Here is an 8,863-nt window from a genome sequence, read left to right on the forward strand (position 1 = left end):
CCCGGTGGGCTCACGCGCTGCCTGCCCTCTCCCTTGCTGCCCCCAGGGTCTACCTGCTCGGAAAGGAAGTCATCCATGACCATCACCGTCGACTCGTCCCGCCTCTCCCTGGTGCGTGAGGAGTCCACTTACCTGGCGATCCGCACCAGCCAGGGCGGCCGGACCGTCTACACGACGCGCATCCCGCTCGCCGACCTCTCGGTCATCCTCACCATCCCCGACCCGGCCAAGCCGGACCCGGACAACCGCAAGGTGGACATCGCCCACGCCAAGGGCTTCGGCCAGTACCTCGCCGACAATCCCGGTTGGGTTGCTCCGGCCCTCCTCATCCGGGACACCGGTGGCTGCCGCTTCGAGCCGATCAGCGAAGACGGCTCGGTCGGCTACCTCACCGTCCCGTGGTCCATCGGCGGCATCGGACGTCTGATCACGATCGACGGCCAGCACCGCATCCTCGGCGTTCACCTGGAGAAGAAGCGAATCACGGACGAGGTCTCCCGCATCGACCGGGAGATCCACCGCGCCAACGAGGCCAAGAAGGCGAAGCTGGAGCAGGACCGCGAGGGCCTGATCGGCCGAATGCAGCGGCTCAAGGACGAGTTCGTCGGCATCGACATCTACGTGGAGCCCGACGGCGTCAAGGGGCAGCAGATGTTCGTCGACGTCGCGGACAACGCCAAGGGCATCTCCGGCGCCGTCCGGGCCCGCTTCGACACCTCGCGCATCGCCAACCGCACGCTCAGCGACATCGTCACCCACCCCCTCTTCCTGGGCAAGATCGACATCGAGCGGGACCGGATGACCCTGACCAACCGCAACCTGATGGGCGCCAAGCACGTCGCCGACATCACGCGGGCCGTCATCGCCGGCCCCGGTGGCCGCGTCAGCAAGAAGGTCGAGTCGCTGACCGACAACGAGGTCATCGAGAGCGTCCGCGGCTTCCTGGACGTCATCTCCATCGCTTTCACCGCGCTCGCGGAGATCACCGAGGAGGACGTGGACAACTACGACCCCTCGCTCTCCGAAAAGAAGAAGAACGAGCCGCCGGCGCCCCCCACCAAGGCCATGAGGCTGCGCGAGTCCTCGCTCCTGGGCTCGGTGGGCATGCTCCGTGTCCTGGGCGGCGTCTACCGCAACCTGCGGGAGGACGGAGCCGAGGACGGTGACATCCAGGAGTTCTTCAAGCGACTCGACCGGCACATGACCGCCCCGGTCACCGAGGACAGCATCTGGCGTACTACGGCCGCGAACGAGGACTTCGAGCCGAACGCTTCCGCCCCGATCATGCGTCAGCAGAACGTCGTGCACCTCACCAAGGTGATCACTGACTGGTACAAGAAGGCCCCGGCCAGCATCTGACCCACCAACAACGCCGGAGAGCTTCCACATCCGGCGGATTCCAAGGGCCATCGCAACACATTGATGGCACCCCGACCCACACGGCCAAGCTGGGCGGGCGTCACGCGCGCCCGCCCTCTCTCTAGCTGCTCTGTTGCGAAGACAAGGAGGCAACAACTGTCATGGGTCGTCGTTCTCCCCTCGCCCACGCACCCCGCCCCGCCACCTCCACTTGCCGCCAGGTGTGCGTGAACGACAAGGTCAAGGCCGTCGCCGGGCCGATCGTCCTGGCCACGGACGCCTCGGTAGGCCCGGACCGGGTGGCCTCCGGCTATCTCGCCACCACTGGCCACACCGGTCTGCGCGCCCACCTCTACCCGAAGTACCTCGTGCGCCCCCGATCCCGCGTGGTCGTCACCGAACTGCGCGCCGTGTACTTGGGCCTCAAGGCGGTCCTCCACGCGCACCCCGGTCGGCCCATCGAGGTCCGCGTGGACAACCTGCAGGCGCTGAGGCACCTGCACAGCTGGCAGCAGGGCGGGACGGACATGCCCGAGGGCTACGACACCCACCTGCGCTCCCAGGGCCGCCGACCCAGCCTGGTCAAGCTGCAGTTGCTCGCCGAGTACACCCCGCACCTGATGTTCGTCCATGAGAAGGCTCACGCCGGTCACCCGCTTAATGAGGCCGCCGACTCCCTCGCCAAGCTCGGCCTGCGGTGTGTGCCCGGGGCTGTCCCGCGCACCGAACTCCCGCGGCTGGTCCCGTTGTGGGCCGCTGGCGGCCTCGCCGACTACCGGCGCTCCCGGGTTACCTGACGCGCAGCGAGCATCAACGCCGCCAGAGATCGCTAAGTCGTTTGTCGGGCTTGAGAGCCCCGATGTGGACAGGGGCATGCCAGCGGCGGCCGTGCTAGATGAGGACGAAACGTGAGAAGTCACCCACGGCTTACGCAGGATGCTGCCTGACGGCGCGTTCCCATGTTCGTTCCCATACAAGATCAAAAGGCCCCTCGGAGACGACTCCGAGGGGCCTTTCTCATGCATCGTGCCTGGTCAGGCATGGTGCCCCCGGCAGGATTCGAACCTGCGACACCCGCTTTAGGAGAGCGGTGCTCTATCCCCTGAGCTACGGAGGCAAGGGCCTGGGCCCCTGACAGCGTAGCGGATGTGTTCCTCGGGCTTTGATCGTGTGGGGGGTGTGCCGGGGGAGATGGGTGGCGGGTGGTGGGGTCAGCCGGTGATGTGCCAGCTGACGGTGCCGTCCGTGGTCACCAGGAAGGCGAGCAGGAGCAGGTCGACGGCGCCGAGGGCGAGGCCCAGGAGTGCGCGGCCGCGGCGGGTGGTGCCGCGGGCCAGGGCCAGTCCGCCGAGGATCAGGGCGCAGGGGCCGAGGACGAGGTTGAGGACCAGGGTGCCCAGCAGGCCGAGGACGAAGGAGGCCACGGCCATGCCGTCGGCGTGGGAGCGCGCAGTGGTGGAGGTGGCTGCGGTGGCTGCGGTGGCGGTCGGCGTGGCTTCGCTGAGTGCGGTCATCGGGAGGTCACCTCGACCTGGTGGCGGCGTTCGCGGAGGAAGAAGACGAGCAGCCAGCCGGCGATGACGGCCGCCGCGATGAGGGTGACGGGGAGGGGGAGGTGTGCCGCGGTGCCCAGCGCGATCCCCATCAGGAGGAGGGCTGCGACGAGGATGAGCATGATCCGCCTTTCCGGTTCGGAGGAGGCCCGAAGTTTCAGAGGACAGTTGTTCACTCAGTGCCTCCAGCATACGACTCCCCATGAGTGGAGAAGTTCGGAGAACGGTTGTTTACTGGATGACATGAGTCACACTCTCGGAGTCCGTCAGGCCCAGAAACAGAAGACCCGTCAGGCGCTGCTCGATGGCGCGCTCGGCCTGTTGGGGGAGCAGAGCCTGAGCAGCCTGGGGCTGCGGGAGGTGACGCGGGTGGTGGGCATCGCCCCGACCGCGTTCTACCGGCACTTCCGGGACATGGGTGAGCTGGGCGTCGCGCTCGTCGAGGAGGCGCTGGGGAGCCTGCATGTGATGGTGCGCGCGATCCTCGCCGAGCAGGACGGGGCCGAGGAGCGGATCGACGGTACGGTCGCGGTCGTCGAGCGGCACGTCCGGCAACACCCCCTGCACATCCGCTTCGTGGCGCGCGAGCGGCACGGCGGCGTACGGGCCGTGCGGCAGGCCATCGCCGGTGAGCTGGACCGGTTCGCGGAGGAGGTCGCGGCGGCGCTCAAGTCCCAGCCGGTGTCGGAGGGGTGGCGCGACGACGATGTGCGGATGCTGGCCGAGTTGTACGTGGACCGGCTGGTGACCACGGCGGCGGCGCTGCTCGACGCCGAGGAGGACGGGGCGCCGGGTGCGGCGGAACAGGTGGTGCGGACGGCGCGCCGGCAGCTGCGGCTGATCAGCATCGGGCGGCGGCACTGGCGGGCGGAGGGGCAGGGGTGAGCGTCCCGGCGGCGGCTCCCCGGCCGGTGCGTCAGGCGCGGGCCGGTGTGACCCGTACGCGGTAGGTGCCGTCCTGGTTCTCGGTGAGGACGGTGACCGAGGCGCCGCTGGGGTCGGTGTAGGACTGGCCGGGGCGGAAGGCGGCGTCGGTCAGCTCCGAGTCGACGTATTCGTCGTTCGGGTAGCAGCCGCCGCTGTGCGGGGTGGCGTCCACGATGCGGAGCGGGCCGCGGCCGGAGGGGACGTCGGTGGCGACGCGGTAGACCAGGACGCCGGGCCGGCAGACGGCGGGGTCGAGCAGGCCCCGGGCGCGGGCCTCGACCACCAGGGCGGTGTGCGGCGAGGTCGGCATGACGACGATCTTGGTGCCGCCGGGCGTGGAGATCGGGGTCAGGGTGTGTTCGCCGGGCGTCCCGTGGCGCGGAGCGCAGTGCACCTGGTCGGCGGAGAACCAGCCGAGCTTCCACTTGTGCCAGCCGACGAAGTCGTTGCTCGGGCCCCAGTCCTCGTCCATCGGGTCCCAGTGGCCCACGGGGGGCGGGGCGCGGCGCTCGTCGGCGTAGTAGAGGTCGGGCAGGCCGAAGCTGTGCGCGTTCTCGTGGTTGAGGACGCGGAAGGCGCTCAGCCCGGCCTGCCGGCTCCAGATGAACGAGGTGTTCCGGAACGGCACCCCGTCGGCGGTCCGCATCCCCATGTCACCGCCGCTGAACGTGACCGACAGGACCGTGCGGGTGGCGGGCGGGCCCGCGTTGGGGGCGGCGATGATGTTGATGACGTCGTAGTCACGGAAGTTGACGATCGGGTCGACGACGCGGACGACCTCCTCGGCGAGCGCGTGGTAGCCGCTGCCCGAGGCCGCGTCGAAGTCGGTGCCGCGCTGGATGCCGTACGCCGCGAGCGGCCGTGACATGCGGATCCACCGGAACAGCGGCATCGGCAGATAGCTCAGCCTGCCGTACGAGCTGGTGCGGAAGAAGTCCGTCACGGCGGGGAAGAACTCGGCGAAGCGGGCGCTGGGCGACATCGTGGCGCGGGCGTCCGGGAAGTCGATGAAGAGCGTCAGCGCCCGTACGACGCCGGAGGAGCGGGCGAAGCCGGTCGGGGTGTCGGCGGATTCGGCGACGTCGTCGGTGATGCCGTGCAGGGCACAGGGGCCACTCGGGGGAACCCCGGGCCCCGGAGGTATGGCCGCCGCGTTGGGCGGCGAGCCCAGCGCTATGGCGGCGGTCGCGGTGGCCGCGCCGGCAGCCAGCACCGCGGATACCTTGTGCTTCATACCGCTCACCTTGGGCCGCCGGACGGCCGCTCGCGCGCGGGGTTACGACAACTGGAGTCACCGCGCCCGGGGTGTGCCTCAGGTCACAGGCGGGCCGGGAAATATCCGGGGAGGGGTTCCCCGTTTAACCAGACGTCCGGCTGAACCGGGGAGCGTCTCCCCGGTTCGCGGGCCGGGACCAGGTCACCAGAGGTGTCCGCATCGACCATCGTGAGGAGGGAGTCGTATGACCGCCGTCGCCGCCCGTGCGAAGACCGCGACGCAGGGGAAGCCGCACCGTTTGAGGGCCGATGCCCTGCGCAACCGGGAGCGGATCATCGCGGCTGCCCGCGAGACGATGGTCGAGTTCGGGGCCGAGGTCCCGCTCGATGAAATCGCTCGGCGTGCGGGGGTCGGCAATGCGACGCTCTATCGTCACTTCGCGGATCGCCAGGAGTTGATCCACCACGTCACGCTCTCCGTCATGTCCCGTACCGCGGACCGCGCGGAGAGTGCCCTTGCGGAGGAGTCCGATGCCTTCCGAGCGCTGAGGCGCTTCGTCCACGACGCGGTGGAGGAGCGGATCGGGGCGCTCTGCTCCCTGCTCTCCGACTGCATCGACCGTGACCATCCCGATCTGTACGCGGCGCGCGAGCGCTTGGAGGCGGCCATCGAGGCCGTGATGGGCGCCGCGCACGACAGCGGTCAGCTGCGCACCGACATCGCCGTCGGTGACCTGATGGTCGCGATCACCCAGCTCACCCGGCCGTTGCCGGGATGGGGGTCCCCCCGGACGGAGTCCGGGGGAGGCTGTCTGGACTTCGACAAGTTCGTGCACCGGCATCTACAGCTGTTCCTGGACGGCTTGCAGGCGCCCGCCCGCTCCCAACTGCCCGGTTCCGCGGTGACCTTGGAAGACCTCAGGCGCCGCTCGTGATCCGTCGTCGGTGACCGGTCACCGTGACCGGTCACCGGGTCCGGTCACCGGGTCCGGTCCCGGCAGCGTGCGGCAACGGTGCCGCACGTCCGGTCCGCCCCCACCCGTAACACCCGACTCGTCCTGCCCGTCCAGTTCCTCACTCTCCTTGCGTCACCCGCTGACCCGCTGACCCGCTGACCCGCTCATCCGCTGGCTCGCTGGCTCGCTGACTCGCCCATCCGTCCCGTTCTTCGCTTCTTCGCTCCCTTCGCATCACGTAGGTGGATCCCCCCATGCCTGAAACCGCTCCGCACGTCGACCCCCGGCGCTGGAAAGCGCTGATATTCATCGCTCTCGCCCAGCTGATGGTCGTCCTCGACGCGACCATCGTGAACATCGCGCTGCCCTCCGCCCAGGCGGACCTCGGCATCACCGACGCCAACCGGCAGTGGGTGATCACCGCCTACGCACTGGCCTTCGGCGGTCTGCTGCTCTTCGGCGGTCGCGTCGCCGACATGTGGGGGCGCAAGCGGACCTTCGTCATCGGCCTGATCGGGTTCGCGGTCGCCTCCGCGCTCGGTGGGGCGGCGGCCAACGAGGGAGTGCTGCTGGGCGCCCGTGCGCTACAGGGCGTCTTCGGTGCGCTGCTGGCGCCGTCCGCGCTGTCCCTGCTGGCGGTGACGTTCACCGAGGCCAAGGAGCGCGCCAAGGCGTTCGGCATCTTCGGTGCGATCGCCGGTGGTGGCGGTGCCGTGGGCCTCATCCTCGGCGGTCTGCTGACCGAGTACATGAACTGGCGCTGGACCTTCTTCGTCAACATCCCGTTCGCCGTGGTCGCCGCGACCGGTGCCCTCCTGGTCATCCGCGAGCCCTCGGGGAGCCGCAACACCTCCCGGCTGGACGTTCCCGGCGTCGTCCTGGCCACGCTCGGCCTGGTCTCGCTGGTCTACGGGTTCACCCGCGCCGAGTCCGACGGCTGGCTGGCCGGCCCGACGCTCGGCCTGTTCGCCGCGGCCATCGTGCTGCTGCTGTCGTTCGTGCTGGTCGAGTCGAAGGTGCGGGCCCCGCTGCTGCCGCTGAGGGTGGTCGCCGAGCGCAACCGCGCCGGCGTCTACGCCTCACTGGGCCTGGCCGTGATCGGCATGTTCGGCCTCTTCCTCTTCCTGACGTACTACCTCCAGATCGTGAAGGGCTACACGCCGGTCGTGACCGGTCTGGCGTTCCTCCCGATGATCGTCGGCATGATCACCGGCTCGACGCAGATCGGCGCCCGGCTGATGACCCGGGTCCGGCCGCGGCTGCTGATGGCGCCCGGCTTCACGGTCGCCGCGCTCGGCATGCTGGTGCTGACCCAGATCGACCTGGACACGTCCTACCCGGCGCTGATCCTGCCCGGCTTCCTGCTGATGGGCCTCGGCATGGGTACGGCGTTCATGCCGGCCATGTCGCTGGCCACGCACGGGGTCCAGCCGCGGGACGCCGGTGTCGCCTCCGCGATGGTCAACACCTCGCAGCAGGTGGGCGGCGCGATCGGTACCGCGCTGCTGAACACCATCGCGGCCAGCGCCACCACCGCGTACGCCACCTCGCACGCGGCCGGCGCCCGCTCGGCGGACCTGCTCAAGCTCCAGTCGATGGTGCACGGCTACACCACCGCCATCTGGTGGGCGGTCGGCATCCTGCTGCTGGCCGGTGCGATCGCCTTCACCCTCATCAACACCGGGCGCCCGGGCGGCGGTTCGCCGGTCGCCTCCTCGGAGGACGGCGCGGGCGAGGCCCGGGAGGACGAGGTGCGCGTCCCGGTCATGGCGCACTGACCGGAGGCGGCGCGGTGGGCGCCCGGGCGGTGCCGTCGGTGGCGGCGTACCGGCTCCGCGGGGGCTGACACCCCCCGGGACGACCCGTCCCGGATTCTTACCGCTTTCCTACCTCACTCCTGCGTGTTCGGGCCCTTCGGCCCCGCTCACCCACACGGGCGCCGGCCCCTTCCGGCTCCGCCGAACGATCAGCGGAGCCAGGGGAGGTCGGCGCCTTGCGGTTGCAGTCCTTCGGTCATCACGCGGCAGATCTCGGCGAGTTGGCCGACCTGCTGCGTGGAGAGGCGGTCGAAGATCGCGGCGCGGACCGCGGCGACGTGTCCGGGGGCGGCCTTCTCCAGTACCCGCATGCCCTCGTCCGTGAGGTGGGCGTTCTGGCCCCGCTTGTCGGAGGGGCAGTTCTCGCGGCGCACCCAGCCGTTCTTCTCCAGGCGGGCGATCGCGTGCGAGAGCCGGGAACGGGTGATCTTGGCGTTCTGGGCCAGCTCGGTCATCCGCAACCGACGCCGCGGCGCACGGGACAACTGGACGAGCAGCCCGTAGTAGACGTGCGGCATCCCGGCGTCGCGCTGCAGCTGACGGTCGAGGTGATCCTCCAGGAGCGTGGTGGCGTGGAGGTAGCACTGCCAGGCGTACTGCTCCTCGTCGGTGAGCCAGCGCGGCTCGGCTGCTGCGGCTTCGTTGCTCATACCATCACTCTCTCACCGCTCGGAGAGTTATTTAAGTTTTAACAACGCAGGATTGGGCTGGATTCCTAACGCTTGAATATTCAAGCACATGCTCATGCGGTGGCTGGATCTTCCGGTCGCACCCACTCACCTCAAGTGTGACGCGGTGGCCTGGCGGCCGGCGTTCGCCCCACGTTGTTGGCTGTCTCGCCGTGGTGGCTTGTCGCCGTTGCGCCTGCGGCGGGCCCTCCCCACGTTGTCGGCTTTCCCGCCGTGGGTGTTGCTCGCCGTTGCGCCTGCGGCGGGCGTGGTTTGTTGGGTGCGGTGACGGTCCTGCGGGGCAGGGGTGTGGGACTGCTTCGCTTTACGTCCCACACCCCTGCCCCTCCGGCCCGTCCCCTCCCGTG

Annotated in this window: 9 protein-coding genes and 1 tRNA gene; 5 read left to right on the forward strand and 5 right to left on the reverse strand. The window is 69.6% G+C overall.

Annotated features, from left to right (window positions below; all coding sequences use genetic code 11):
- Positions 1-75: 75 nt before the first annotated feature.
- Together AB0C96_RS26975 and AB0C96_RS26980 are read left to right on the forward strand one after the other, a co-directional pair.
- Positions 76-1,359, forward strand: a complete 1,284-nt coding sequence (locus tag AB0C96_RS26975) for a DNA sulfur modification protein DndB (RefSeq protein WP_362920657.1) — start codon at positions 76-78, stop codon at positions 1,357-1,359.
- 161 nt (positions 1,360-1,520) lie between these two features.
- Positions 1,521-2,156, forward strand: coding sequence for a hypothetical protein (locus AB0C96_RS26980; RefSeq protein ID WP_362920659.1), 636 nt, complete (start codon positions 1,521-1,523; stop codon positions 2,154-2,156).
- Positions 2,157-2,400: 244 nt separating this feature from the next.
- Here AB0C96_RS26980 and AB0C96_RS26985 read toward each other — a convergent pair.
- From AB0C96_RS26985 to AB0C96_RS26995, 3 genes are all read right to left on the reverse strand, one after another.
- A tRNA-Arg gene (locus tag AB0C96_RS26985) sits at positions 2,401-2,476 on the reverse strand.
- A gap of 94 nt (positions 2,477-2,570) precedes the next feature.
- Complete coding sequence (locus AB0C96_RS26990) at positions 2,571-2,873, reverse strand: hypothetical protein (protein ID WP_362920661.1); 303 nt, start codon at positions 2,871-2,873, stop codon at positions 2,571-2,573.
- Positions 2,870-3,034, reverse strand: coding sequence for a hypothetical protein (locus AB0C96_RS26995; RefSeq protein ID WP_362920663.1), 165 nt, complete (start codon positions 3,032-3,034; stop codon positions 2,870-2,872). Before AB0C96_RS26995 ends, AB0C96_RS26990 begins: the two co-directional genes overlap by 4 nt.
- A 121-nt stretch (positions 3,035-3,155) precedes the next feature.
- On the opposite strand from AB0C96_RS26995, the gene AB0C96_RS27000 reads away from it, so the two are divergent.
- The gene (locus AB0C96_RS27000; RefSeq protein WP_362920665.1) at positions 3,156-3,797 is read left to right on the forward strand and encodes a TetR family transcriptional regulator; all 642 of its coding nucleotides are present in this window, start codon (positions 3,156-3,158) and stop codon (positions 3,795-3,797) included.
- A 31-nt stretch (positions 3,798-3,828) separates the two neighbouring features.
- Here AB0C96_RS27000 and AB0C96_RS27005 read toward each other — a convergent pair whose 3' ends face one another.
- Complete coding sequence (locus AB0C96_RS27005) at positions 3,829-5,073, reverse strand: M6 family metalloprotease domain-containing protein (RefSeq protein WP_362920667.1); 1,245 nt, start codon at positions 5,071-5,073, stop codon at positions 3,829-3,831.
- Positions 5,074-5,299: 226 nt separating this feature from the next.
- Here AB0C96_RS27005 and AB0C96_RS27010 point away from each other — a divergent pair, with 226 nt between their 5' ends.
- Together AB0C96_RS27010 and AB0C96_RS27015 are read left to right on the forward strand one after the other, a co-directional pair.
- Positions 5,300-5,989 carry a TetR/AcrR family transcriptional regulator gene (locus tag AB0C96_RS27010; protein WP_362920669.1) on the forward strand — a complete coding sequence of 230 codons (690 nt, stop codon included), beginning with the start codon at positions 5,300-5,302 and terminating at the stop codon, positions 5,987-5,989.
- Positions 5,990-6,264: 275 nt separating this feature from the next.
- Positions 6,265-7,788: an MFS transporter gene (locus AB0C96_RS27015; RefSeq protein WP_362920671.1), complete on the forward strand. Its 1,524-nt coding sequence runs from the start codon at positions 6,265-6,267 to the stop codon at positions 7,786-7,788.
- A gap of 188 nt (positions 7,789-7,976) precedes the next feature.
- Here the strand turns inward: AB0C96_RS27015 and AB0C96_RS27020 are convergent, their stop codons facing one another.
- The gene (locus tag AB0C96_RS27020) at positions 7,977-8,477 is read right to left on the reverse strand and encodes a MarR family transcriptional regulator (RefSeq protein WP_362920673.1); all 501 of its coding nucleotides are present in this window, start codon (positions 8,475-8,477) and stop codon (positions 7,977-7,979) included.
- Positions 8,478-8,863: the final 386 nt, after the last annotated feature.

This window comes from Streptomyces sp. NPDC048506 (assembly GCF_040651315.1).
Classification (GTDB): Bacteria; Actinomycetota; Actinomycetes; order Streptomycetales; family Streptomycetaceae; genus Streptomyces.

What these genes read in the sequence shown, in the direction of transcription:
- AB0C96_RS26975 (WP_362920657.1), top strand. Translation starts at nt 76, where the DNA reads ATGACCATCACCGTCGACTCGTCCCGCCTCTCCCTGGTGCGTGAGGAG.
- AB0C96_RS26980 (WP_362920659.1), top strand. Translation starts at nt 1,521, where the DNA reads ATGGGTCGTCGTTCTCCCCTCGCCCACGCACCCCGCCCCGCCACCTCC.
- AB0C96_RS26990 (WP_362920661.1), bottom strand. Translation starts at nt 2,873, where the DNA reads ATGACCGCACTCAGCGAAGCCACGCCGACCGCCACCGCAGCCACCGCA.
- AB0C96_RS26995 (WP_362920663.1), bottom strand. Translation starts at nt 3,034, where the DNA reads ATGCTCATCCTCGTCGCAGCCCTCCTCCTGATGGGGATCGCGCTGGGC.
- AB0C96_RS27000 (WP_362920665.1), top strand. Translation starts at nt 3,156, where the DNA reads ATGAGTCACACTCTCGGAGTCCGTCAGGCCCAGAAACAGAAGACCCGT.
- AB0C96_RS27005 (WP_362920667.1), bottom strand. Translation starts at nt 5,073, where the DNA reads ATGAAGCACAAGGTATCCGCGGTGCTGGCTGCCGGCGCGGCCACCGCG.
- AB0C96_RS27010 (WP_362920669.1), top strand. Translation starts at nt 5,300, where the DNA reads ATGACCGCCGTCGCCGCCCGTGCGAAGACCGCGACGCAGGGGAAGCCG.
- AB0C96_RS27015 (WP_362920671.1), top strand. Translation starts at nt 6,265, where the DNA reads ATGCCTGAAACCGCTCCGCACGTCGACCCCCGGCGCTGGAAAGCGCTG.
- AB0C96_RS27020 (WP_362920673.1), bottom strand. Translation starts at nt 8,477, where the DNA reads ATGAGCAACGAAGCCGCAGCAGCCGAGCCGCGCTGGCTCACCGACGAG.